Source organism: Pseudoalteromonas sp. 2CM32C, assembly GCF_023161925.1.
In the GTDB taxonomy this organism is placed as follows: Bacteria; Pseudomonadota; Gammaproteobacteria; order Enterobacterales; family Alteromonadaceae; genus Pseudoalteromonas; species Pseudoalteromonas marina.
The window spans coordinates 750,850-776,981 of sequence record NZ_JALNTI010000001.1; the positions used below are offsets into that span (position 1 = coordinate 750,850).

The 26,132-nt window shown below is 38.9% G+C and carries 23 protein-coding genes; 5 read left to right on the plus strand and 18 right to left on the minus strand.

The window, feature by feature from the left end; all coding sequences use genetic code 11:
- The 5 genes from MTF67_RS03500 to MTF67_RS03520 all read right to left on the minus strand — a co-directional run bounded on the left by MTF67_RS03500 (position 1) and on the right by MTF67_RS03520 (position 7,192).
- Complete coding sequence (locus MTF67_RS03500) at positions 1-2,052, minus strand: integrase (RefSeq protein WP_153916528.1); 2,052 nt, start codon at positions 2,050-2,052, stop codon at positions 1-3.
- Positions 2,045-3,631 (minus strand): site-specific integrase, encoded by a 1,587-nt coding sequence (locus MTF67_RS03505; RefSeq protein ID WP_228768559.1) that lies wholly within the window; start codon positions 3,629-3,631, stop codon positions 2,045-2,047. The genes MTF67_RS03500 and MTF67_RS03505 overlap by 8 nt, the downstream gene beginning before the upstream one ends.
- Positions 3,628-4,947: a site-specific integrase gene (locus MTF67_RS03510; protein ID WP_248518706.1), complete on the minus strand. Its 1,320-nt coding sequence runs from the start codon at positions 4,945-4,947 to the stop codon at positions 3,628-3,630. The genes MTF67_RS03505 and MTF67_RS03510 overlap by 4 nt, the downstream gene beginning before the upstream one ends.
- A gap of 155 nt (positions 4,948-5,102) precedes the next feature.
- Positions 5,103-5,804, minus strand: a complete 702-nt coding sequence (ssb, locus tag MTF67_RS03515) for a single-stranded DNA-binding protein (protein WP_006793117.1) — start codon at positions 5,802-5,804, stop codon at positions 5,103-5,105.
- A gap of 20 nt (positions 5,805-5,824) precedes the next feature.
- Positions 5,825-7,192, minus strand: coding sequence for an MFS transporter (locus MTF67_RS03520; RefSeq protein WP_006793116.1), 1,368 nt, complete (start codon positions 7,190-7,192; stop codon positions 5,825-5,827).
- A 161-nt stretch (positions 7,193-7,353) separates the two neighbouring features.
- Here MTF67_RS03520 and uvrA point away from each other — a divergent pair, with 161 nt between their 5' ends.
- Entirely contained in the window at positions 7,354-10,173 is a 2,820-nt protein-coding gene (gene uvrA, locus MTF67_RS03525; protein ID WP_248518707.1) for an excinuclease ABC subunit UvrA, read from the plus strand.
- Positions 10,174-10,255: 82 nt separating this feature from the next.
- On the opposite strand, the gene MTF67_RS03530 is transcribed toward uvrA, so the two are convergent.
- A complete protein-coding gene (locus MTF67_RS03530) occupies positions 10,256-12,400 on the minus strand; it encodes a winged helix-turn-helix domain-containing protein (RefSeq protein ID WP_248518708.1) in 2,145 nt (714 codons plus the stop codon).
- Positions 12,401-12,681: 281 nt separating this feature from the next.
- Between MTF67_RS03530 and MTF67_RS03535 the strand changes: the two genes are divergently transcribed.
- Both MTF67_RS03535 and MTF67_RS03540 read left to right on the plus strand, forming a co-directional pair.
- A complete protein-coding gene (locus MTF67_RS03535) occupies positions 12,682-13,047 on the plus strand; it encodes a hypothetical protein (protein WP_006793112.1) in 366 nt (121 codons plus the stop codon).
- Positions 13,048-13,080: 33 nt separating this feature from the next.
- Positions 13,081-14,001, plus strand: a complete 921-nt coding sequence (locus tag MTF67_RS03540) for a TraB/GumN family protein (RefSeq protein WP_248518709.1) — start codon at positions 13,081-13,083, stop codon at positions 13,999-14,001.
- 113 nt (positions 14,002-14,114) lie between these two features.
- Here MTF67_RS03540 and trpS read toward each other — a convergent pair whose 3' ends face one another.
- The 3 genes from trpS to rpe are packed head-to-tail and all read right to left on the minus strand — an operon-like array spanning position 14,115 to position 16,499.
- On the minus strand, positions 14,115-15,119 hold the full coding sequence (gene trpS, locus MTF67_RS03545; RefSeq protein WP_006793110.1) for a tryptophan--tRNA ligase: 1,005 nt from the start codon (positions 15,117-15,119) through the stop codon (positions 14,115-14,117).
- A gap of 31 nt (positions 15,120-15,150) precedes the next feature.
- On the minus strand, positions 15,151-15,816 hold the full coding sequence (locus tag MTF67_RS03550) for a phosphoglycolate phosphatase (RefSeq protein WP_243532516.1): 666 nt from the start codon (positions 15,814-15,816) through the stop codon (positions 15,151-15,153).
- The gene (gene rpe, locus MTF67_RS03555) at positions 15,816-16,499 is read right to left on the minus strand and encodes a ribulose-phosphate 3-epimerase (protein ID WP_010557964.1); all 684 of its coding nucleotides are present in this window, start codon (positions 16,497-16,499) and stop codon (positions 15,816-15,818) included. Before rpe ends, MTF67_RS03550 begins: the two co-directional genes overlap by 1 nt.
- A gap of 205 nt (positions 16,500-16,704) precedes the next feature.
- Between rpe and MTF67_RS03560 the strand changes: the two genes are divergently transcribed.
- A complete protein-coding gene (locus MTF67_RS03560) occupies positions 16,705-17,001 on the plus strand; it encodes a hypothetical protein (RefSeq protein ID WP_006793107.1) in 297 nt (98 codons plus the stop codon).
- A 3-nt stretch (positions 17,002-17,004) separates the two neighbouring features.
- The gene (locus tag MTF67_RS03565) at positions 17,005-17,190 is read left to right on the plus strand and encodes a DUF2970 domain-containing protein (protein ID WP_074210163.1); all 186 of its coding nucleotides are present in this window, start codon (positions 17,005-17,007) and stop codon (positions 17,188-17,190) included.
- Here the strand turns inward: MTF67_RS03565 and MTF67_RS03570 are convergent.
- The 9 genes from MTF67_RS03570 to MTF67_RS03610 all read right to left on the minus strand — a co-directional run bounded on the left by MTF67_RS03570 (position 17,135) and on the right by MTF67_RS03610 (position 26,035).
- Positions 17,135-18,004, minus strand: coding sequence for a Dam family site-specific DNA-(adenine-N6)-methyltransferase (locus tag MTF67_RS03570; RefSeq protein WP_006793106.1), 870 nt, complete (start codon positions 18,002-18,004; stop codon positions 17,135-17,137). The genes MTF67_RS03565 and MTF67_RS03570 overlap by 56 nt on opposite strands.
- Before the next feature lie 53 nt (positions 18,005-18,057).
- The gene (locus MTF67_RS03575) at positions 18,058-19,380 is read right to left on the minus strand and encodes an AAA family ATPase (RefSeq protein ID WP_248518710.1); all 1,323 of its coding nucleotides are present in this window, start codon (positions 19,378-19,380) and stop codon (positions 18,058-18,060) included.
- Positions 19,381-20,451: a 3-dehydroquinate synthase gene (aroB, locus tag MTF67_RS03580; protein WP_039036263.1), complete on the minus strand. Its 1,071-nt coding sequence runs from the start codon at positions 20,449-20,451 to the stop codon at positions 19,381-19,383. It abuts the gene before it with no gap.
- Positions 20,452-20,481: 30 nt separating this feature from the next.
- Complete coding sequence (gene aroK / locus MTF67_RS03585; protein WP_006793103.1) at positions 20,482-21,000, minus strand: shikimate kinase AroK; 519 nt, start codon at positions 20,998-21,000, stop codon at positions 20,482-20,484.
- A gap of 184 nt (positions 21,001-21,184) precedes the next feature.
- A complete protein-coding gene (locus MTF67_RS03590; RefSeq protein ID WP_039036262.1) occupies positions 21,185-23,278 on the minus strand; it encodes a type IV pilus secretin PilQ family protein in 2,094 nt (697 codons plus the stop codon).
- Positions 23,265-23,804: a pilus assembly protein PilP gene (locus MTF67_RS03595; protein ID WP_006793101.1), complete on the minus strand. Its 540-nt coding sequence runs from the start codon at positions 23,802-23,804 to the stop codon at positions 23,265-23,267. Before MTF67_RS03595 ends, MTF67_RS03590 begins: the two co-directional genes overlap by 14 nt.
- Positions 23,801-24,406 carry a type 4a pilus biogenesis protein PilO gene (locus MTF67_RS03600; protein WP_006793100.1) on the minus strand — a complete coding sequence of 202 codons (606 nt, stop codon included), beginning with the start codon at positions 24,404-24,406 and terminating at the stop codon, positions 23,801-23,803. Before MTF67_RS03600 ends, MTF67_RS03595 begins: the two co-directional genes overlap by 4 nt.
- Entirely contained in the window at positions 24,396-24,968 is a 573-nt protein-coding gene (locus tag MTF67_RS03605; protein ID WP_006793099.1) for a PilN domain-containing protein, read from the minus strand. The genes MTF67_RS03600 and MTF67_RS03605 overlap by 11 nt, the downstream gene beginning before the upstream one ends.
- Positions 24,956-26,035: a pilus assembly protein PilM gene (locus MTF67_RS03610; RefSeq protein ID WP_006793098.1), complete on the minus strand. Its 1,080-nt coding sequence runs from the start codon at positions 26,033-26,035 to the stop codon at positions 24,956-24,958. Before MTF67_RS03610 ends, MTF67_RS03605 begins: the two co-directional genes overlap by 13 nt.
- Positions 26,036-26,132: the final 97 nt, after the last annotated feature.

Below are 26,132 nucleotides of genomic sequence, written 5' to 3' on the forward strand. Positions count from 1 at the left end.
TTAAAGCTCCATCAGGTTGAATATTTCATCAGAAAAATCTATCTCTTCAGGACTTACTACATCAGTTACCAGCCCTTTCTCCCTCAACATTTCTTTAACAGGAGAGGGGTCATATTCTTCTGGAATTCTAATCGGTGTGCCATCAGCGGTATTCTCGTCTTCCAGCAAGCGGATTTTTGTTCGAATATGAGCTAATCGCCAACCTTGATTAGTTACCCAACGATCTGAACCAAAGGTGCCCATTTCATGGTCAAGTAAAGCTTTATCAAGTTGTTGTTGAATTTCCTTCTCTCTCTTTTTGAGTAAGACTAAAGAGTCACTAAAACCTTTGATACAGACCAGCTCTTTACAAGTTTCACAATCACCGTTTCGCTGACAAGGTGACATTGCATAGTCATGCTCACAAACACCAAGCTCCGTTACAATGGCAGCTCCATCCAAATCCTTGCCTATATCCTGAAAAGTCACAGGTATACGATTTTTTATTTTATCTAAAACATTGGCATCTTCTGGCAGCATTAAGGCTGCAACTTCTTCTGCCTTTTCATCTTCTGTGCGGTGATCATATTTTTTGTTATCGTCAACTTTTGCTCTTCCTGCCCAGTGAGCCAATGTCAGTGCATCCATTCCACCACTTTCCGCCATAGTGCTAAGCCAATGCCTAGCTTTATGAGTAGATAAGTCAATGTTTTCACCACTTTTCAAACTAAACCCATATTTAATCCAGATACTGCGTTCACCTCTTGCACCTCCCTGTATAAATCGATCATTAATTTGATTTACAGTTGGTATCCAAAAAGAAAAGCCTCTGGGATTAAAATCTGCGTGGAACTCATTTTCCCTATGTAAGAGCAGTGCTTCGGAAACTTTTACATGTTTGTTTTTATCCGAGTAAGGCCAGTTCGGGAACTTTTTGGTGTACTTACTGTATTCATGCTCCCCTAACACCCGGTAACTAATGCTACCACTATTGTCTTCCAATAGTTTTTCTAACCATTTTGTACGTTGGTTTTCAAGTTGTTTATAGTTTGTAGAAAGTGCAGCATTAAGTTGCTCAATTGACAAAGGCTTGTCTATTGAAAAGCCCTCAGGTGTGATACATCCGTCATGGATCATAAATTCTTCGGGGTGTTCTTCTGCAAATTTAGCCGCACTTCGTGCAGGCTCACCAATACGTTTAAGTCGCTCCACAGCATCAACTACTACATCTTGCATTTGGGTGGGAACCCATTTAACTCCCGCCTTTCCTTTTTTAGCAGGAACCCATTGCAGTCCAAGTTTCAAATCTCCTGCACGATCTTCTTCCCAAACAAGACAGTCAGTAGAAAGTGTTGTCGTTTCTGATGCTCTAGATGGGGCAACCATGAGTAGCGCATAAACGGCAGTGAAATACTCAACTTCCAGACCTAGAGTTGGTGCTTTGTTGAAAAGCTCTGCAATTAGCAACATTTCTTCACTAGTGGGTAATTTTTCTGAACGGTACTCCTTGCCTTTTTCATCAACGGTTATAGTTAAATCTTTAATTTTTTGATAGGGATTGTTCCATTCAGGTAGATTAGGGGCAATTAAATTTTCACGGCAAAAATTCAATATCAACTCCATTTGATAACCAGATTTATTTCTTGCCGTAGAATCTGACAATTGCCGATGAAACACTTCATCCAATCGTCCCAGTGCTGTGCCATCAAGCATCAAAATATCAGCGCTTCCTGTCGATAAAATCAAGGCTTCTTCAAGTACACGTAGTGCTTCCATGTGACGTTGTAAATTAGAAACTGGCTTATCTGTATAGGTATGCTTGATGTATGCTTTTGCAAAATCTATAAATGGTGCAGCTAAAGGTTCGTACTGGTAAGAATTAGAGGGCTTCAAATTCGTTGAAAAACGGGCAACCACCTTTCTTGTTCCCTTAACTGTGTCCCATTTGTTTTCATGCCATTTATCTATTCCAAATACATTTAAGTGTGTTCTGCAATTAGAAATAAATTTACTCAGATTTTGCTCAGCATTGAGTGTTGCTTTCGCCTTAAAACGGATTACATTATCAGCCATTAGTCGTGTCTCCTTGCTTTTGCTTCATTTCGGCACAAGCTTGCACTACCCATTCAACAGCCAATATTAAAGTGTCTTTAGTTGAAGCATATTGCTCACTCTTTGTCGCTTTGAGGCGAGTTTCTTTTTCAGCGTATAGGCTTTCTAAGAATTTTTCATGAGGTCCATCCAGTAAAGGTCTAAACTTTTCACAAAGATAACAAGCTTCATAACCTTTAACACAAAAGTCATTAGTACCACATGCACCGACAGCTTCATTATCATTATTCGGTATACGAGCAGATGGATCGTCGCCTCGCTCACCATCATCTAAATTTACAATGATCTCGCCTTTAAATGCTTTAGCGAATGGCGCTAGCTGCTTTCCTACGGCCTTATCAATATAAGTTACCGTATCCGCTGTGTTCTCTGTATAAACTTTAACGTTTTGGGTGTCTGACTGATCAAGAGCTTCAGCAATAATTAATGCACCTACCCCTTTTCGACCAAGATTAGTACCACGAGTGCGCCTAAAACGCCTTGCGGATAATTGAATAATTTCGCCAGTTCTCTCACTTACAGCTCGATTCAGGACATTGACTTGCTTCATATAGCCATCTCTTAATTGGCTTGTGGATATATGTAACAAATCCGAACTTAATGCCATTTCGATAGAATCAGTAATGACCTCACCGTCCAATAATTTTTCAACAGTAACCCAATCAATAAAAAGCGGAATTTGCACCATCTGGGATTTACTAAGATTAAGGTTTAATACATCAGTCAGTTTTTTTCCTTCACTTTCCGCTAAATTAAGTAGTGTGAGATATAGTTCTTCTGTTATTGCCAGTTTCTTAAACATCTCCCGAAACCCTACGCCTCGTTGCTTGGCTCTTGGAATGTTAAGATAAAAATTGGTGCTGTTTGTTTTAGGGCATTTTTCCTTTAAAAGATCCATCGCCTTTAATTGCCGTAATTGTGTGGCTCTTCTTGCTGTAGCTTGCAATGTGACTAAATAGCTGTAACAGGCTAAAGAAATTTTATCTTCTGCAAACATCCTAATAAGCTCATTGGCAACGGCTATCTGTTCATTCTGCGTTAATGCGCCTGTATATGGGCAGCGATTTGCGATGGCTACCCCTTTCTGATTTCCAGAAAGGGTCATACTTTCTAGTACATTAACAACTTCGCTACTAATTCCTTTGTATCCGTAATCATGCCAACTTATTAAAAAGCCACGAAGTGCCCCTAGATACCATTCATGTTCGTTATCTAGCATCGCACGCCAGTTTCTAATTATGTATTCATCAACTGATGTACATCCAGTATCACGCACCATTCTTTGAAATCTATGGTACATATTTAAAGTATGTTTAGCCGAAGACTCTTCGGCATATCTTGCTAAGGATTTTCTAAATCCATCATGCACAGCAGGTTCTAGTGCAAGCACTTCTTTTTGAAAGCTAATTGTTGTGTCTTTATTTAATTTCCATCTATCGGAATTAATATCGAAGCTATACCCGTCTTTAGATACTTTACTTGAAGTATCTTTTAAAACGATGCCCTTTTTTTGTGAGACAGTTGCTACACTATTATTCATTTACCGCTCCTAGCTTCCGCTGCTTTCCTGTTTAATTCTTCTTGTTCATTTAAGTTAACCTCATTCGCTTTTTTAGTTATGTGGCGTTTATTATAAGTATCGCCAGATTTTTCACTTGAATGCCCCATTTGCTGCATTCTCATTTTCGCCTCTTTACTACTATCGATAAATTCGAAGCCCTCAACTCCCGCTGCCGCCAACTCATTATTTGCATCAATTTTTTGAGAGAAGCCTTCGTTCCAATCGTGACGAAAATAGTGTGGGTGTATATCTGAAAATTTTTCGTCCACAGATTTCATTGCTGGCACTATCGTATTATCAAATGTAGAACCAGATAGCGGTTGTCCTTGAGTGTCACCTTTTCGGTGAGCGACAAAGAGGTAAGAATGCTTTTTCGTGTTTGGTGTCTGCTTGCGGTATTGTAAAATATACTTATCCAATAGCTCCGCTGTAGTATCCCTTATCTTTAATTTCCGCTCTTTCGTTTTCGCAACTCTTTGCTTTTTCTTTGGATAATGAACATCATCATGAGTCCTTCTTACCCAAAATGATTTTCCGCTACCATGCACAGTGATATCTTCTAACTTCAGAGATAGTAGCTCTCCGGCCCTAATTCCGTGTTTTTCCATTAAATGAAACATGAGATGATTTCTAAACCGTATCACCTCGTTCTTAAAAGGGTTTTGAGGATTGTCATAATGTGCAACAGCAATAAATTCTCTAACTAGCTCCTCAGGTAACGTTTTACTTTCTGTATTATCAAGAACATTTTGGCCTTTTCCTTTAGGTCGAGCCGCCCTGAATTGCTTAGTCATTTTCTTAATTTTTGCATACAGTATCGAAGAAGCTTGCTCTTTTACCGCCAAGTTCGCTAAAAAATCTAAATACTCAATAACAGAGGTCATTCGGTTGTAATGGTGGTTACGACCAACAGAAGGAATAACATCAACTAAAGTTGGACGTTCAGCTAAATTGATGACTTTATTCCGGCTGCTATTTTTTCTTGAAGTACTTATTTTAAGTTGTCTGATATCAATGGCTAGGTGTGACTTAATACTTTGAATATCATCTGTATCTAAAAATTTACCTTGCTGAAATTCTGAATATAAGTCTCTTTGATTTTCAACTTGCCACTGAAGGAACCATTTCACATGTTCGAGTTTATTAGATATGGTGTTAAATTGTTTACCATTAGATCGCAGTTTAGTTGTTGTCCATAAGGTTATGTGAAAGTGTGGCATGTCATCGCTACCCATCAAAATTGGGTAACGCTCACCATTTCCAAACACCAAAGTATCAACACTGTAATCAACCATCTTTTTTTACACTTTAAAACTTACGTTAACCTAACTATAGTGTAAAATTCAAAAAATAAAAGTGTAAAAAATAAAAAACCCAGTTTTTACATTGGGTTTGGTTTAAAACTTCAATAAAAAATGATTTATATTTACACTTTTAATTTATACGTAAGCTAAAACGGAATGTCGTCGTCAAAATCTATTGTTGGTTCCATTGGGTTTGATGCGCCGCCTTGTGGTGCATTTTGAGGCTTAGGTGCAAAACCACCTTGCTGCTGTGGTGCACTATTTTGCTGTGGAGCAAAACCACCGCCTTGTGGCTGATACTGGTTATTTTGCTGTGGTGCAGGCGCCGATTGAGGCTGTGCAGCAGGTGCAGCTTGCTGCTGTGGTGCATAACTACCTTGCTGGTTTTGATTATTTTGTGAATAGCCGCCTTGTTGGCTACCTTGATTACCTTGATAACCACTGTTTTGCTGGCCACCTTGATTGCCTTGGTAACCGCCACCACTTTGCTGGTCTCCACCGCGAGCACCTAGCATTTGCATTTGACCTGTAAAGCCATCAACAACGATTTCTGTGGTGTATTTTTCTTGGCCTTGTTGATCAGTCCATTTACGTGTTTGAAGTTTACCTTCTACGTATATTTGTGAACCTTTACGACAATATTCGCCTACAATTTCAGCCAGTTTCCCAAAAAATACAACACGGTGCCATTCAGTTTTATCAACCATTTGGCCAGTGTTTTTATCTTTATAGCTGTCTGAAGTTGCTAAGGTAATATTTGCTACACCGTTACCGTTAGGCATGTAACGAACTTCAGGATCTTGCCCTAAATTACCAACCAAAATTACTTTGTTCACACCGCGTGCCATGAAACCATCTCCTATAAACGTTAGATTAAACCAGCGACTTTTCGCGCTTGGTCTAGGTCAAATTCTTTATCATTAATCTTTAAGTAGCTACGGCTTTCGTCGCGTACTACTGTTGCTTCTATTACACCGGGTAAAGCAACTAACTGAGAAGCCAGTGTTTGGGCATGCTCCTCAGTACTTAATTTGGTCATTAAACTAATAACTTTACTTTTGGGTGGTACTTCCATTTTCCACGCAACAACAAGCCATATTAACCCAACAAGTGCCGCTGCCGCAAACACAGCTTGTGTACTTGTTGTTTGTGCGACGTAACCACCTAAAATACCACCTAAAAAAGCCCCTAAAAACTGGCTAGACGAGTACCCGCCCATGGCTGACCCTTTTTGGCTAGCAGGCGCTAAGCGCGATACAAGCGCGGGCATTGTTGCTTCTAAAAAGTTAAACGCAACAAAATAAAGCAACATACATATTGCAATTCCTACCACACTATTAATCCATACTGACATGGCAAGCATGCTGACTGTTAACAGCGCTACAGAACTTATAAATGCTTGCTTTTCTTTTTCTTTTTTTATGGCCACAATCATAATGGGCACCATTAATAGAAATGCTAAAAGCAAGACTGGAATATACAAATACCAATGTTGTTCTGCCGCTAGGCCTTCTTTTATTAGCTGGCTGGGTAACACAACAAAAATGGTTGTTAATGTTAAATGCAACAGTAATACACCGGCATTTAAGCGTGCTAACTGCGGGTGTTTAATCAGTTTTTTAATATCGCTAAAGCTTGCAAGCGTGTCGCCTTTGGGGGCTTTATTAACCGCTTTGGGCACTAAAAACGTAATAATAAAAATACCACATACCGCAAGTATTGCTGTTAGCCAAAAAACGCCAGCAACACCCCACGACGCGGCAATAATAGGCCCTAATAACATAGCAAAAGCAAAGCTCATGCCTATGCTCATACCTATAACCGCCATTACTTTGGGTCGCTGTTCGTCTCGGCTTAAGTCGCTGGCAAATGCAAGCAAAGCACTAGCAATAGCGCCCATGCCTTGTAATGCACGCCCCACAGTTACCATTTGGATAGATTCAGCTAATGCGGCTATGACAGAGCCAATAGCAAACACAACTAAGCCACCAATAATAACTTTTTTACGGCCTATTTTGTCTGACAAACGGCCCATAGGTATTTGCAACACAGCCTGCGTTAGGCCATACGCACCAATAGCAAAGCCAATCCAAATAGGTGAAAAACCGTCAAGCGACTGGCCATAAATCGCTAATACCGGCATCAGCATAAATAAGCCGAGCATTCTAAATGCAAACACACTCGCTAGCGATACCGCGGCGCGCTTTTCTCGTGAATTAAGTGAAGATGCAGTCATTATCAGCTAAATCTTACGATGTGAAAAAATTAGGCAAGGATTCTACCACAAGCTTGGCAATAATTAATCGCTTAAAGCTAAGGATTTTTCATGATCAAGGATTAATATTGCAGCGTATTATGAGATACTCAGTAAATAATTTTGGTAATTAACGAGATAGCATGGAAAACATTGAAGTCCGAGGCGCCCGTACGCACAACTTAAAAGACATCAGCCTAACCATCCCACGTGATAAATTAATTGTTATCACAGGCCTATCTGGTTCGGGAAAGTCATCACTTGCATTTGATACTTTATACGCTGAAGGGCAACGCCGGTATGTTGAATCACTTTCTGCTTATGCAAGACAGTTTTTATCCTTGATGGAAAAACCCGATGTTGATCATATTGAGGGACTGTCTCCCGCCATTTCTATTGAGCAAAAATCTACATCGCACAATCCGCGCTCTACCGTAGGTACAATTACCGAAATATACGATTACTTACGTTTAATGTTTGCTCGTGTGGGCGAACCTCGTTGTCCTACACATGATTTACCTTTAGCCGCACAAACAATTAGCCAAATGGTTGATACCGTTTTAGCGCTGCCAGAGGGCACTAAACTGATGCTTTTAGCACCAGTGGTTAAAGACCGTAAAGGTGAGCACGTTAAATTACTTGAGCAGCTTGCAAGCCAAGGCTATATTCGTGCCCGCATAGATGGCGAAGTGTGCGACTTATCAGATCCGCCGACACTTGAACTTCATAAAAAACATACTATTGAAGTGGTTGTTGACCGCTTTAAGGTAAAAGACGGTCAACAGCAGCGTTTAGCTGAGTCGTTTGAAACAGCACTTGAAATGTCGGGCGGCGTAGCAAATGTAGCTTACATGGACGACAGCAGTATTGAAGAAATGCTGTTTTCAGCCAACTTTGCCTGCCCTACCTGTGGCTATGCAATGACCGAATTAGAACCGCGTTTATTTTCGTTTAATAACCCTGCCGGTGCGTGTCAAAGTTGTGATGGTTTAGGCGTACGCCAGTACTTTGATCCTAACCGCGTAGTGCATAACCCAGAGTTAAGCTTAGCCGGAGGTGCTATAAAAGGGTGGGATAAACGCAGCTTTTACTACTTCCAAATGCTACAAGCAGTAGCGGAACATTATAAATTTGATTTAGACGTACCGTTTGAAAAGCTGGCTAAAGATTCTCAAAAAATTATTTTAGAAGGTTCAGGCAGTACAAAAATAGCCTTCAACTACCGTAACGACAGAGGCGATTTAATCACACGCAACCACGAGTTTGAAGGCGTGTTAAATAACATGAACCGTCGCTATCGCGAAACTGAGTCAAACTCGGTACGTGAAGAGCTCGCTAAATATCAAACTAGCCAAGCGTGCCCTAGTTGTCATGGCTCACGTTTACGCCAAGAAGCACGTCACGTATTTATAGGTCAAACAAACCTGCCTGCTATTACTACCATGAGCATTGGTGAAGCGATGGACTTTTTTCAAGGCTTATCACTTACGGGCCAAAAAGCTCAAATAGCAGAAAAAATCCTAAAAGAAATTCGTGACCGTTTATCATTTTTAATCAATGTTGGCCTTAATTACTTATCGCTTGAGCGCAGTGCCGATACCCTCTCTGGTGGTGAAGCGCAGCGAATTCGTTTAGCCAGCCAAATTGGCGCGGGTCTTGTTGGTGTTATGTATGTATTAGACGAACCATCAATTGGTTTACACCAGCGAGATAATGACCGTTTATTACAAACATTGGTGCATTTACGCGACCTTGGTAACACCGTTATTGTTGTTGAGCATGATGAAGACGCCATTCGCGCAGCCGATCATATTATTGATATTGGCCCTGGTGCGGGTGTTCACGGCGGACATATTATCGCACAAGGTACACGCGACGATATTTTAGCAACCAAAGACTCAGTAACTGGCCAGTTTTTATCAGGCGTACGAAAAATAGAAGTACCAAAAAAGCGTAACCCAACCGGCGATAAATGGCTTGAGCTATTTGGCGCAACAGGTAACAACCTTAAAAATGTCGATTTAAAAATTCCATTTGGGTTAATGACCTGCATAACAGGGGTGTCGGGCTCTGGTAAATCAACACTTATAAACGATACGCTATTCAAACTAGCGCATACTGAATTAAACGGCGCAACCACAGCAGAAGCTGCACCGTATAAATCAATTAGTGGTCTTGATCATTTTGATAAAGTAATTGATATTGACCAAAGCCCTATTGGCCGTACACCACGCTCAAACCCTGCTACCTATACCGGTATTTTTACGGGGATTCGTGAGTTATTTGCGGGTACACAAGAATCACGCTCTCGTGGATATAAAGTGGGTCGCTTTAGTTTTAACGTTAAAGGTGGACGCTGTGAAGCCTGCCAAGGTGATGGCGTAATCAAGGTAGAAATGCACTTTTTACCTGATGTATATGTCCCCTGTGATGTATGTAAAGGGGCACGCTACAACCGCGAAACTCTAGAAGTACAATACAAGGGTAAAAACATTCACCAAGTACTCGAAATGACCGTTGAAGACGCGCACGACTACTTTGATAAAATACCTGCAATAGCCCGTAAGCTTAAAACGCTAATGGACGTTGGTTTATCGTATGTTCGCTTAGGACAAGCAGCTACTACACTTTCTGGCGGTGAAGCTCAGCGTGTAAAACTTGCCCGTGAGCTTTCTAAACGCGATACAGGTAAAACACTGTACATACTTGATGAGCCCACAACTGGCCTACATTTTGCCGACATTGAACAACTGCTTGTTGTATTACATCGCCTGCGCGATCACGGTAACACCATCGTGGTTATTGAGCATAACTTAGATGTGGTTAAAACTGCAGACTGGGTGGTTGATTTAGGCCCTGAAGGGGGCGCTGGCGGCGGTGAAATACTTATTGCAGGTACGCCTGAAGAAGTAGCCGAATGTGAGCGCTCGCACACAGGTCATTACCTAAAGCCATTGCTTTAATACCAATAAAAAACACCAAGTAATTTAACTACTTGGTGTTTTTTTATATTTGGCTCCCAACTGTTAGCCCTTGATAAACTTTTTATTCATCCCAACTAATTTGTATAATTTGCATATCTTTGTATTTAGCACCCGTAAATAAAATTTCGTTATCTGAACTCACCTCAAAAGTGATAGGCCGAAAGTCCACGTGTGTATCTTGCACGGTACCCTCTTTTAAATTGAGCCTAGCAATTCTTGAAATAGAATCTGAGTAATAAAAATAGTCTTTGCTTACTCCATATACATTCGCCTTTCTGGCATTTTTAGGTAATGGCCAGCTTTGCTTATCTGAGAGACGAATTAACTGATCAAGTGTTATTGCGTAAGCGTTCCCTTCACTATCTGAAATGAGCTTATTGGCTTTAATGTCTTCAATTACGCGAGTATCTCGGGTTAGCAAGTTCAACTCAACGACTCTATTTTTTGAATCAAGCTGCTCAATATAAATAATACTTTCGTTATTTTTTGACCAAATATAACTCTCTATTTTTCGCCCACTTAACATCTCTAACGGGTAGAATTTTTGCGTACTTAGGTCATAAAGTGAAAAGCGCTTATTTTTTATTAATAATATACGCCTCTTATTAGGAGATACTTTTAACCCTCTTAATTTATAGGCAGAGGAGTCATCGTCGTAATTAAAAAAACTAAGTTGCTTAGTTAGCCCATTTTGAGCAATCCATAATTGGCTGCTACCAGAGCGCTCTGATACAAAAACATGCGCTGGCCCAGCTTTATTTATTACTTCAACAATACTGTAGTCGTCATTATCACTTTTATACAAAGGTTCATAAACTGGATTGTCGCCAAAGGTATCCGTTGCTTTAATTAATGAAAATGCTTGTGTTTTATTTGCTGAGTAAAACAGACTGTTAGCAGACTGAACTGCAATATAATAAGGTGAAATTGCGGGGGTAACATTTAGAGTATGTTTAATTATATTATTTTCATTAAACGTAATGCTTGAAAGGTCAGAGTCTTCAAACACAATGACGCCTTTATCATTTGAAAGCCAATCGAACGCGAAACTGATGGTTCTTCTCTTTGCCTTAAATAATCGCTTAGTCTCACGTGTGTTAAAGTCGTAACTAAATACAGAAAATGGCTGGCCTTTTTGGCTTAATATGTACGCTATTTTATTACCCGAATGAGATAAACGCGGCATTATTACACCATACATTACACCTGGCGGAGGAATAACAATCGACTCCTTTTGTAATTCTAAATCAAATTTGTATAACCCTGAGCCATATTGCTCATTTTTGTATTCGGTATAATAAACATACTCACCATTTTGATCTAATTGCGCATAACCTGTGTATCTGAGGTCACATTTTTTTATAAGTTTAGCGTCTCCAATAATAGGAAACTGGCTTAAATCAACTAATACCATTTCGCATTGCTGCTGTTTTAAGTTTGTCGCTTGTAATAGCACAGCATGTTGGTTTAGCTGCCACGATAAAATAGATACCTGAAAACCAGGGTATGTAATTTCTACTTCTCGCTGATCAGAAAGTCGCTTAACAAATGCACGATTAAAATCCTGTTCAGGTTCAACATTGGTATAAGCTAAATAGTGTTTATCTGAAGATAGCTCAGGGTGAACCTCACTACCTATATTCCACGTACTCGCAACCTTATTTACCGTAACTTGTTTAACTACATCACCAGCGCCTTCACTTGTATAAAATAGTACCAACCACACAATAGAGCAAATGCAGGTGATGACTAATAACGTATAAGCCAAAAGCGTTTTGATGTTCTTTTCTGGAACAGGTTTTGAAATAGTCGCAGCAGTAAAATCATCACTATTTGTAGTGTCAGTAGCCGAGTCAGATATTGAGTTTACAGGCTTTTCAGTAACGCTTTCTCGTGTTAACTGTTCAGGTACTACCGTAAGGCTATATCCTTTACGGTAATGCGTTTTTAAAAGCGGTGCTTTTTCAGTTGGATGAGCAAGCTGTTTTCTTAGCTCTGAGATAGCTCGGTTAATCGCGTTATCGTCTACATAGCTTTGTTGCCATACACTTTCGATTAGCGCTTGGCGAGAAACTATTTGTTGAGGCTTATTTACAAAGTGCAGTAATAACTTTACTAAAAGTGGATCTAATTCCCTTTCTAAGTTATTTGAAGTAATCACACAGCGATTACTTATAAATTGCCAAGGTCCGATTTGATAATTCATAGTCTTTAGGTATTTTTATTTTTATAAACCGTACCACATCAACTCATTATTGTGTATAAAAAGCATTTAAAACCTTATATCAACAATATAAGGTTTTACGCTAACCCATTAAATTAAAACAATTAAATACGATTAAAACCTTATCTATTAATTGCTCATAACTAGATAAGCGACTCTCAGTAAATTCAGCGATATTCTTTAAACCGTCATCAACAAGCAGCTTACTAAAAATCATTTGCGATTCTAAATTAGCTGCAATTAAAAATATAAAAGGTTTAATTATGAACAGCACAATGAAAAAAGGTCTATCTACTTTACTACTAGTAACTGCTTTTAATACTACATCAGCCTTCGCAGTTGATACGAAACAACACATATTTAAAAAGAGTGTTGAGCAGTGTGTAATTGGTGAACATACAGAAATAAACAAACCAACTAACAAAAAGCAGCAAAAAACTAACACAGTAAATGCAACTGAGTCTTTAAAAACTCATGTCGATACGCAAACACTGCTTTCTTCAATAGATGAAAAAATATCAGCTGAACTTGATTCTTCAATGAGCAAAATAAACACAGAAATTGACGAAAACCTTTCAAAAGTAACATCGTCAATTACTGCTTATTTCAGCAATATTTTATCTAACTAAAAACAACAAACTTTAAAGTATTAGGAAGTTATTATGAAAAATTTTACAAAAAAATTAGTGTCTGCCAGCGTTTTACTTGGTTGCAGCTTGGTAGCAAATACAGCACAAGCTCAAAGCTCTGTATGGCAAGTAAGCAAAGGAGATGACTCGTTATTTATTGGCGGTACTGTACATATTTTACCTAAAGCTGAAATGCCATTACCTGTTGAGTTTAATCATGCCTATGAACAAGCCGATACAATTGTTTTTGAAGCGCCAATAGCAGACCCAGCTGATACTAATGCTCAAATGCAAATGCTTGGCGCGCTTTCATATACTAATAATGAAACGTTAAGTGAAAAGTTAGAGCCTGAGGTTAAAGCTTCACTCGAAAATAAACTGAGTGAGTTTGGCGCTAACCTCGAAAAGTTAGATGGTTTTCGCCCAGCCATGGTGGGTATCGTTTTAATGTCGATGGAACTACAAAAACAAAACTTAATAGGTGAAGGTGTTGATGCTTACTATACGAAAAAAGCGACTAAAGACAACAAAACAAAAAACTACTTAGAAACAGTGGAGTTTCAGTTAGAGTTATTTAAAACAATGGGTCAAGGCAACGAAAATGACTTTATCAAACGTAACCTAGCAGAGCTAAATAACTATAATGATATGTTTAAAGGATTATTAACTGCATGGCGAGAAGGTGATACCGACACACTAAATAAGGTAGCGGTTGAAAAAATGCAGAAAAATGACCCAAACAGCTACAAGCAGCTATTCAAAGATAGAAATAATAATTGGTTACCAAAAGTAGAGGCAATGTTTAATAACGATAGTAATGAGTTTGTACTTGTTGGGGCTGGACACCTTGTAGGCGAAGATAGCTTGCTTACATTACTTGAAAATAAAGGCTACAGCGTTTCATTAGTGAGCATTAATAACGCACAAGAAATTACTGCAAAAGGAGCCGAATAATGGATAAAACAGACAAATTAGCAGTATCCCTGCTGTTTTTATTTGGGTCTATCATGTTGATATGTGCAATATAAAAAATGCCGCTAATAAGCGGCATTTTTATTTCGATAAACCTATCCGCGTGGAATAAACCCTAATGCATCGTATACCGACTTTAGCGTTTTCTCGGCACGTACACTGGCTTTTTCAGCTCCAGATTTCATTATGTTATCAAGTAAATTTTGATCTTCTCTAATTTCTTTAAAGCGAGCTTGAATTGGTTCAATCATGCTTACTACTGCATCGGCTGTATCTTTTTTAAGATGACCGTACATTTTACCTTCAAACTCTGGTACTAAGTCTTCTATTGAGCGCTTAGTCGCTACGCTTAATAAAGTAAGTAAGTTAGATACACCTGGCTTTTCAGTTCGGTCAAAGTAAATACGCGCTTGCTCGTCTGAATCGGTCACTGCTTTTTTAAGCTTTTTCTCAATCTTTTTAGGCTCATCTAATAACATAATGTAGCCATTTGGGTTTTCGTCAGACTTTGACATTTTCTTGAGTGGATCCTGTAGGCTCATTACACGCGCCCCAAACTCAGGAATGTAAGGCTCAGGCAGCTTAAAAACGTCACCGTATAAATTATTAAAGCGCGTCGCTATGTCACGCGTTAGCTCTAAGTGTTGTTTTTGATCTTCGCCTACCGGTACCTGATCGGCTTGATAAAGTAAGATATCAGCTGCTTGTAATACTGGGTACGAAAATAAGCCCACGTTTACATTGTTAGCATGCTTTGACGACTTATCTTTAAACTGGGTCATGCGGTTAAGTTCACCCATTTGCGCGTAACAATTAAGTACCCACGCTAACTGTGCATGTTCTGGCACTTGAGACTGAACAAATAACGCTGACTTTTCAGGGTCGATACCACATGCAGCATACAACGCAACACCATCTAGTACACGAGAGCGTAATAACTCAGGTTCTTGGCGAACGGTGATAGCATGCAAGTCAACCAACATAAAGAAACTTTCGTGATCTTCCTGTAACTTTAGCCACTGGTTAATAGCGCCAACATAGTTGCCTATTGTCATACCACCGGTTGGCTGAATGCCGCTTAAAACTACTGGTTTACTCATGATTTTCCTTTATTTACTTAATTATTAATATTTAACGCTGCGTTAGAACAGGTATTATATCTAAGAAGTTATCGCATAGGTACTGTGGATTATAATCAGCAAGGTTTTCACCTTGATTATAGCCATAGCCTACTGCAATTACATCAATACCCGCCGCTTTTGCAGCAAGTATATCGCTTTTAGAATCGCCAATCATTATTGCTTTAGAGGCCTCAATATTTAGCTTTTTACACGCAAACAATAATGGCTCAGGTGACGGTTTTTTTGCCATATCATCGCCACAAATAATAAGCTCAAAATGATTGGTAAGTGCTAACTTATCAAGAAGTTTTTCAGTAAAAATTCGAGACTTATTAGTTATCAATGCTTTTTGCATACCACGTAAAGCTGCAAGCCCTGTTTCAACATGTTGGTATAACACGCTGTATTGGCCTACCTGTTGTTCATAATGCTTATGAAACTGTGCAATGGCTTTATTAGTTAGTGATTCATCTAAATGCTCACTAACCTGCATATCACCACTCAGTGCCCGCTTTACCAACATATCTATACCATTACCTACCCAGCTTTCGACCAAACGTTGGCTTACAATAGGAAATGCCAAGTCGCTTAATGTTAAGTTAATTGAGATATATAGATCATATACACTATCGACTAGTGTGCCATCCAAATCAAAAAATGCCGCATCGTACTGCATTATTTTACACTCTCAAGTTGCTTACGCATTTGATCAATAACTACTTTGTAGTCTGGCTGATTAAAAATAGCAGAGCCTGCTACAAACATATCTGCACCGGCCTGAGCTGCTGCAGCGATATTATCCACCTTAATACCACCGTCCACTTCTAGTCGAATATCTCGACCTGACTCAACAATTCGTTGCTTTGCCTGCGCTAACTTTTTAAGTGTATGAGGAATAAAGCTTTGCCCACCAAATCCGGGGTTAACAGACATGAGTAAAATAGTATCTAGCTTATCAATTACATGATCTAAATAGCTTAAACTGGTCGCTGGGTTAAATACTAAGCCAGCTTTACAGCCATGATCTTTGATTAATTGAATCGTGCGATCAATATGCTCACTCGCCTCTGGGTGAAAAGTAATTATTGAAGCCCCCGCCTCTGCAAACTGTGGAATGATGCTATCGACAGGCTTAACCATTAAATGCACATCAATTGGCGCGGTGATACCGTAGTCCCTTAGTGCTTTACACACCATAGGTCCAATCGTTAAGTTAGGTACATAGTGATTATCCATTACATCAAAATGCACTACATCTGCACCTGCGGCTAAAACGCTATCAACATCTTCACCAAGCTTTGCAAAATCAGCTGAAAGAATTGATGGGGCAATTAAGTATTTTTGTTCTGGGCTAAACATAGCAGATTCACCAATGAGTAAAATATTACGTTAATGTAACTCAATTGATGACGTTACCCAAGCAACTAAGGCGTAATACTGTTGCGTTTGAAGTGCTTAAGTGGCTATTTTTGACATTTAATTAATAGTCTTTATTAGAAACAAGTTTGTTATTTGAGCAGTTTTTGTTATGCTTAAAAAAGTAACAAAATATTAGGTTCAAATCATGCGCGCTTTTAAAATTGGGATATTAATTGCATCTGCATTATTAGTTATTGGGGTAGTAAATTTTACGCCAAGTTCAGGGCAAGAGTTAAGCTCGGTTAATAATTGTGCTCCGCAATCAACACACGAAATAAACACAAGTAAACCCTGTTTACATGTACTTGAAGAAGACTCTTCTTGGTTTTCTTGGATCACTGGTGATAGCCGCAGCGCTCAGTTTCACTACTTGGATTTACTTGAGTTATTAACAAGCTCAGACGACAGCAAGAAAACACCTTCTTTAAAGCCTTTATTCTAGAAAATGCGGCACTTTATTAGCGCGTTGCAAAGTGTGCTAGCCGCATTTTTTGGTGTTCAATCAGAACAAAAGCGCCGCGCAGATTTTCAAGAACACTCTATTTCCTCAATCATTGCTATTGCGATAATACTATTTATCGCTTTTGCGCTTTCAATTTATGCTGTGGTTGTTTTAGTGGTAAGTACATAGCCATTAACTCGCCTACTTTATTACGAGTTCCGCCCTTAGGGCTTATCGTCCTTTTTACTTGAATTTGATCAAGTGATGCTTGGCTGTATATTTTCCGTGTCCATACTGTATCGTGATTTGAAATAAGCACTGGGGTGTTATTTTCAAACGCCGCTTTTTCTGCCAAATTAGCTAAATTAGCCTGATCATCTAAATTAAACCCGCCCTTAGCATAAGAAGTAAACGAAGCCGTTTTACTCAAAGGGACATAGGGTGGATCGCAATAAATAACCGCGTTATTAGGAACCAGTTTAAATACGTCATCGTAGCCTAAGCATGTAAACGTCGCTTGCTGTGCTTTTTCAGCAAAAAAGTACATTTCCTTTTCAGGAAAATAAGGCTTTTTATATTTACCAAATGGTACATTAAAAATACCTTTTAAGTTATAACGGCATAAGCCGTTGTAACCAAAACGATTCATGTATAAAAATAGCATTGACCTTTCGTATACATCACGGCTTTGATTAAACTGAACTCGGTATTCGTAGTACGCATCGGGGTGGTTATTTAAATCAACGAATAGCTTTTTTGCATCACTAATAAACTCATCGGGTGAATTTCTTAATTCTTTATATAAGTTGATTAAATCAGCATTAATATCGTTAAGAATATAATGCTTAAAATCGCTATTTAGAAAAACGGAACCGGCACCAACAAAAGGTTCAACCAAGGTATCAGCATGCGAACTTGCTTGGTTTAATCGCGCGTTAATATCATCAACGAGACTGTATTTTCCGCCAGCCCATTTAAGGAAGGCTCTACTCTTTTGCTGCATTGGTTCTTTACTTCAATCTGGTGTTGCGCGATTTTACACTAAAGCGATTTATATTACTGATCAACTCGTGCAATTTCTTGTTTTATTTTACTAATTTTTTTATAAAACGGCTTATTTTTTAAGATACTTGCAGGTAGGTTTTTCATACCTTGCTGTGCATCATTCATGCTTGTAAAACTGCCGGTTGTCACCACCCACCATGTTTTACCATTTCTTTGAGTTTGATAAGTGTACGCCGTTATTTGGAGTGCATACTGCTTTATAAAATCATCTACAACTTGCTTTTGTGTTACTGCAAGTAACTGAATCACCGTATTTGAATCATTTTGCTTAGAGTACCAAGAGCTAGCTTCGTTAATGGGCAGTTGCACTGATGATGCATCAACCTCATTGTTAACTTTTGATTGCACAAGCTCTTTAACAGGTTCATCTTTTATGAGTGTATCAGAGCTAATAGGCTCATTGATCTCGTTGCCTGCATTTAAGCTTTGCATGATCGCGGATATATCGTTTTTTCTTTCACCTTCAGCGGTAGGCTGTATGTCGGCTACTTTTTCTTTTGTTACTGTGTCAGGTATAGGTGCAATAGCCTGGCTCACTGGAATAGCAGTGCTATCAACCTCAATGGTGCCTTGCTCATAATGCTTTTGCCACCAATCACTCATATCTGACTTATATAACAAGCCTATAATTAAGAACATAATGAGCAACATAAGTACCAGTAAATGTACACGCCATGATACTTTATCTTTAACTTTGACATCTGCGATGTACTCATCCTGTTGCCATGCAAGCAATAAACTAGGATTACCATTAGCTTCAGCTAAAAAAGCTTGGAAAACAGGATCTTCATCGTGAGGAAGCTTTTCAAAGTACCACCCCATTAACTGCTTACTTTCATGAAGAGGAAGCCGTTCAAGATGAATTTCGACTGCGTGTTCAACCGGCAACTTTGCAGCTGAGGCAATCATAATATAAAGAGTGATTGGGCTATTTTTAGCTAGCAGCTCCAGCTCAATTAAAAACTCTTCTGATAAGTGCCTTCCACCGTCAATAACCCATAAACAGGAGCCCGATTGTTGTTGATTAAGTAACTGATAAAAATTTTCAGACAAACTTAAATTATGATCAACCAACGGGTTGTTAAAGCTTTGCTCTAGTAGATCGCTCATTAACTGAGCGTCTGTCAATTTTGCACTCGATTGTACAAATGCTTTATTAAAGTCGTTGTATTTATCGGTAATAAAGGTTTCAAGCAGATAGCTTTTTCCTAGGCCTGATGTGCCCAGTAAAATAATAAGGTTTTGACCATATTCAAATTGCAGTGCGATTCTATCCACCAAAGCCGCACGGCTTGGTAAAATTTGTGACTGCATTTAGTGCTCGATTAATGCTCGGACTTGATCGTCAGATACATCGTCTACCAGTGCACATTGACCAAATTGAGTGGGTAAAATAAAACGGATAGTTCCTTTTTTATTTTTTTTATCTTTGCGCATATGCAATAAAAATTGTTCACTCGTCATATCTACAGGTACTTCAGTTGGTAAGTTATATTGTTTAATAACATCCACAATACGCGCTATATCCTGCTGCGTTAAGTCACCTCGAGTGTGAGCCAACTGAGAAGCTAACACCATACCCGTAGCAACAGCTTCACCATGAAGCCACTTACCATAACCCATTTGGGCTTCAATTGCGTGACCGAAGGTATGCCCCAAGTTTAGCAATGCTCTGAGACCTTGCTCTTTTTCATCCTCAGCAACGATTAACGCTTTAATTTCACAGCACCTGTAAATGATATGCTGCAGGCATGTTTCATTTAGCTGCTGTAAGTTTTCAACATTTTGCTCTAAATAAGTAAAAAGCTCGGTATCGTATATTAAACCATACTTGATAACTTCAGCCATTCCTGCCGCAAACTCTCTTTTTGGGAGTGTATGAAGAGACTGAGTATCAATAAAAACAGCTTGTGGCTGATAAAAAGCCCCAATCATGTTTTTTCCTAACGGATGGTTCACCGCTGTTTTTCCACCAACAGATGAATCCACTTGCGATAAAAGTGTTGTAGGTATTTGAATAAACGGCACGCCACGTTGATAACATGCAGCTACAAAACCAGTTAAATCACCAACTACGCCGCCACCTAATGCAATTAAACAAGTATCGCGACCACAATTATTTTGCAGTAAAAAAGCGGATATTTTTTCAAACCACTCTAGTGACTTGTATTGCTCACCATCAGGTATGATAAAGGAAAGAGGATTTAATTCAGCTAATGAATCAAGTAAGCCTTGTAGATATAAAGGTTCAATTGTGTCATTAGTAATGATGATAGGCCGACAATCACCAATATGATGAATTAGACGGCCATTATCTTGAAGTGCAGATTGCCCAATATAAATAGGATAACTTCGCTCGTCCAAATTAACAGTTAATTTAAGCATGCTCAGCTAATCCTTTATTATGTATTGGTTTTAAAAATCTAGTTTCTCAATGATTTGATTTGCAACAACTTTAGCGCTTTGCTCATCAGTGCGTACAACAAAATCAGCCACTTCTTTATATAACGGTTCGCGTTCTTCTGCTAAGCGCTCTAGTACATCACGAGGTGCTTCTTCTGTTTGCAGTAACGGGCGACGCTTGTCGCGTTGTGTGCGTGCAACTTGCTTTTCAATAGGTGTCTCTAGGTATACAACGATACCACGAGCCGAAAGCTTGTTTCGAACTTCTTTACTCATTACTGAACCACCACCTGTAGCAAGTACAATACCTTGCATTTCAGTTAAGTCGCCAATAACAGATTCTTCACGAAGTCTAAAGCCTTCTTCACCTTCAAGATCGAATACCCAGGCAATATCTGCACCCGTGCGGCGTTCGATTTCTTGATCAGAATCAACAAATTCAAGGTGTAATTGATCGGCAATGTGACGACCAATTGTGCTTTTTCCAGCCCCCATGGGGCCAATTAGAAATATATTACGTTTCTCAGCCATATCTTTTAGTACAAACGAACTCTAAAATTTGAAATAAAACCCCGCCTAACGACCTGGCCCCAAAATTAAGGAGGGGATTATCTCAGTAATTGCAGGGGTATTTCAAGTCAATTAGAATAAAAAGCCACATAACGAGCAATTAAACTAAATAATCACCCGTTGATTAACAAAAAAGTACCTTATTTTAATCTATTTGTATTTTTGGTGTCACGAAAATAAGCAATTCACGCTTTTCATTAAATTCACTGGTGCTTTTAAACAACCTACCAACATAAGGAATATCACCTAACACAGGCACTTTATTTGTAGTGTTGATTATCTGCTGTTGGAAAATCCCACCCAGTACGATAGTTTGCCCGTTTTCTACTAATACTTGTGTTTGAATTTCTTGAGTATCTATCGAAACGGCCTCACCGGTACCTGTTTGTACAGTATCGCCACGTGTATCTTGCGTGATAATTAAGTCTAAAATTACTTTATTATCAGGCGTTATATGTGGTGTCACCTCTAAACTAAGTACTGCTTTTTTAAAGCTTACCGTTGTTGCACCACTAGAAGCTGATTCTGTATAGGGTATTTCAGTACCTTGTTCAATGCGCGCTTTTTGCTGATTGGCAGCAATAATACGCGGGCTTGCAATAATCTCGCCTTTATTCTCTTCTTCAAGCGCACTTAACTCTAAATCGATTAATGTCCCGTTGGCGAGTTTTGCTATGTGGAGGCCTATACTGGCCGCTGGGTTTGTAATAGGTAGATTTACATTTAATCTATCTGTTAAGTCAGGGATTACCCCATTTGAAATGGTTTCAGCACCTTCTAAAGAACCAGATATGCCATCACTACCTTGCTGATCGCTAAATCCCCAACGAACACCTAGGTCCTCAGTTACGTTATCACGCACTGTTACCATACGAGATTCAATAACAACCTGTTGAACCGGTATGTCCAGGGTTTCAATCATACGTCTAATATTTTCTATGCTCTTAACAGTATCTTTAACGAGTAAAGTGTTAGTACGCTGATCAACCGACACACTTCCGCGTGGGGTAATGATGCTATTAATATCTGTTTTAAGTAAGTCAGCAAAGTCTTCAGCTTTGGCATAATTCAATCGCATATATTCGCTGTAAAGCGGCTCTAAATCTTCAACTTGCTGCTTTGCTTTTAGATCTTTTGCTTCACGGGCTGCAAGCTCTTCTGCTGGCGCTACCATTAAGATAGAGCCATCCATGCGCTTGTCCAACCCTTTTATACGTAATACGACATCAAGTGCTTGGTCCCACGGCACGCCATCTAAGCGCAAGGTAATGTTACCGGTAACGGAATCACTTGTTACTAAGTTAAAGTCGTTATAGCCTGCGATAATTTGTAATGCTGCACGGACTGAAATATCTTGAAAGTTTAAGGTCATTGGTCGACCTTGATACTCTTTACCACCATCTAGGTAAGCATTTTGAGTTTCATCTTTTTCAACTGTGAGGGTAAGAATATTGTCTATTTGCTGATACGTGAATGTAAACTCGGCATTAGGTTCTATAACAACGCGGCTTCGCCCTTCTTCTTTAAACGTTTCGATAGTACTAACAATGGTACCAAAGTCTAAAACATCCAACTCATAAAGTAGATCGTCCAGAATATCTGTATGGTGAAAATCTGCGTAAATTTTGCCGCCACTTTCGTGAACCTCTATAGCAGCTTGAGTGTCTTGTAAAAATACAAGTACCTTTGCCTCACCTTTCTCACCACGTCTAAAATCAATAGATTGGATGCGGTTAATGTAGTTTCCACTCACATCACCTGTCAGAACGGCTTCATCTTCAGTTACTGAACCGGTTAATGGGTTATCCGATACACGTATTGAAACTAAGTTGTTATTAACTTCTGTTTCATACATTTTTAATCTGTCTAGATTAACTGTTACCTTTAAACCTTGCTCAGATAACACATTGGTGACACTACTAATACCTGCTTGATTAACTTCAACGTCATTTAATCCTAATTCTAACTCTGCGGTATCAAAAAACATTTCAATACGCGCTGGGCTGTTAAATACTTGAATTTGCGGTTCTAAAGTTATTTCTTCGTCGAAAACAAGCTGTAGTTCGGTTTCACCTTTAAGTAATGGGTTATAACGTACATCGTAAAGCAATGGTCCTGCCAAAGCATTGTTAGCACAAACCAAAGCGGCTGTTGCAAATAAAGCTCTCGCAATGCGATTAAACCAAAGAACATCCTTATGCATGTTATTTTTACCTTTTTTATTATTAATTTGCGCCATCAGTTGCCGCCTCTAACATTTCCAGTTTAGTCAGGCGCTCTTTCCAACAACCAGACCCATCAGGGATTAATTCAACTAATTCTATAAAATCGTTACTCACAGCTTTTACCTTGCCATCGTAACTACCCAAATAATTACCAATCGTTACACGATGTAATGTTTCATCTGCAGCAGTTATAAGCGCCCAAACTTGACCACTTGAACCAATTGTACCTTTCATTGCTAAATTATCTAATGGGTATTTTTCTAATGGCTCTCTGCGCCTGTCTGGGTCAGGGTGTAAACAGTTTTTTATTTGCGTCAGTTTGTTCTGAATTATTTCAGGTTGAGGTGCCACAAATGGACTTCGTAAATTACCTGCACTATATTCAAAAATCTCAAATTGAGTAAGTTCAGGAATCGACTCAACTTTAGGCGTTGTGCTTGCTTTTACCTGATCAATAAATTCTTTTTGTTCCGAGGTATCGTCGTTACACCCCACTAACGCAACAACAGCCAATAGCGGCATTAAATGAAGGAGCCTCATTTTTTAACTCCTTCTTCATAACGGTAAGTTTTTGCTACAACACTAAATGTTAGTTGTTTTTCGCCAGAAGACGTAATAGAAAAGTCATGCAAACTAACTATTCGTGGTAACTGAGCAACTTTGCCAACAAATTCACCAAATTCATGATAAGTACCTACTACTTCTATTTTGATAGGTAGCTCGGTATAAAACTCTTTCTCTACTTCAGGTAACCAACCAATTTTTAAAAATGTTAAACCGCTCGTTGTGCCAACATAAGATAAATCGTCAAGTAAGCCTGGTATTTCGTTTGATGTCGGTAACCGCTTAAGTAATTGAGAAAACTTATCTTCCATTTCTATCATTTGTTGGCGATAAATATCTAGCTTACTCGCTACAGCGTATTTTGTTCTGTAGGTACTTCTTAAGTCGACCTCTTTTGATACCGCATTATGGTAGCTATCAATCTCGTCAGAAACTAACAGGCTATAGCTAAAAAATAATATGAGCCCAGCAACAAATGCACAGCAAATTACTTTTACAGCAGCAGGCCAATCACCAATATTGTCTAACTCAATTTCATTCCAATCTATTTCGCCAAGCGCTTTAAAATCAAGGTTCATTACGTACCTCACCAATCTCGTCAAATGGTTTTACGTAAAACTCCATACTAAAGTCACTAAGTAAACGCGAAGACTGATCACCTGCTACAATATCCTGCATAGTCAGACGCTCTAGCAAATATGAACTTTGTACCTGGCGGATCATGGTAGATAAACGGTTATTTGATTCACTTCGGCCAAGTACATAAATCTGGTTTCCTCTGCGCTCCAGCTTTGTTAAGTAAATACCTTGAGGTACTATTTTTGTTACTTCATCCATAATTTGTGTGCCAAGGTTACGGCTACTTTGCAGCTCTTCGATTAATCGCATTCGCTGCTGTAGGTTTTCTTTTCGTTTGTCTAATTCTCTAATATCACTGATCTTTCGATCAAGCATGCTTATTTCAGAACTTAAGTAATTATTTTTTAAGTTTTGCCCGTCTTTTAATGCACTGTAAAACATACTTAATAAGTACATACTTAAAAAACAAGCTAAAACAATTCCAACTAGTATGGTTACAAATTTCTTTTTAGATTCTTCGCGCTGCAGTTCTCGCCAAGGCAATAGATTTATATGTGGCATGATGAAAAGCTCCTTAATGCCAAACCTGTTGCAATTGCAAACTGTGTTCGGTGACGCTGCATAACATTACGATCTACTTTTGGCGAAATTTCCATATTTGCAAACGGTTCTGCAACAACACTGTGTATACCTAATTCTTCAATTAATAAGCGATCAAGCCCTTTGATCATAGAAGTTCCACCGGTAAGCACAATGTAGTCTATTTGTTCTTTACCACTCGTTGTTAAAAACATTTGCACCGCTCTACGTACTTGCTGAAGCAACGCTGTTTGAAATGGCGCTAATACCTCAAAGGTATAGTTAGGTGGTAAGTCGCCTGATGTTTTACCTATTTCAGCTTCATCAAACCCTTTGTTGTAGTAGTTAACAATACTATTTGTGTATTGATCACCACCAAAAACCTGGTCACGTGTATAAATAGTTTCACCAGCTTGCACAACACTTACAAGCATGAGTACGGCACCAATATCTACAACAGCAACACACTTATTGAAGGCATCGCTTGGTAGTTGTTGGTAATAAACGTCCATCGCACGGCTTAAGGCGTAACTTTCTACATCAACAATCTTAGTATCGAGATTAGCCTCTTCTAATGCGCCAACACGTGCTTCAACACTTTCTGTTCGGGCTGCTGAAAGTAATACATTCATTTTACTCGGGTCAGCTTCGTTAGTAGAGAGCTTTTCGAAGTCTAAGCTAACTTCATCGAGTGGGTAAGGTATTAAACTATCTGCTTCAATTTCAATTTGAGATTCAAGTTCTGCATCGCTCAACGACACATCCATAAAAATTACTTTTGTAATAACCGTTTGCCCTGACACCGCCACTGCTGCATTTTTAAGTGACTTAGGTAATTTTCTTTTTAATTTTGTTATTACATTACCAATCGCTTCAATATCTTGAATCGTTCTTTCACTCATGGCGCCTTTAGGCATGGGCTCAATTGCTAGGGCCTCTAATCGAAATCCACTTTCAATTTCTCTCAGAAGCACCGCTTTAATCGAGTGCGATCCGATATCAATTCCTACCATCATTGGCGACGGCTTTTGAAATAGTTGACTTAGCATGTTTGCAACTTGGCCTTTGTTTTAATAATAAACAAGTTATAATTTTTTTCTGAAAAAATATTATTCATTTTTTAATCAATATATACTATCAGTCCAA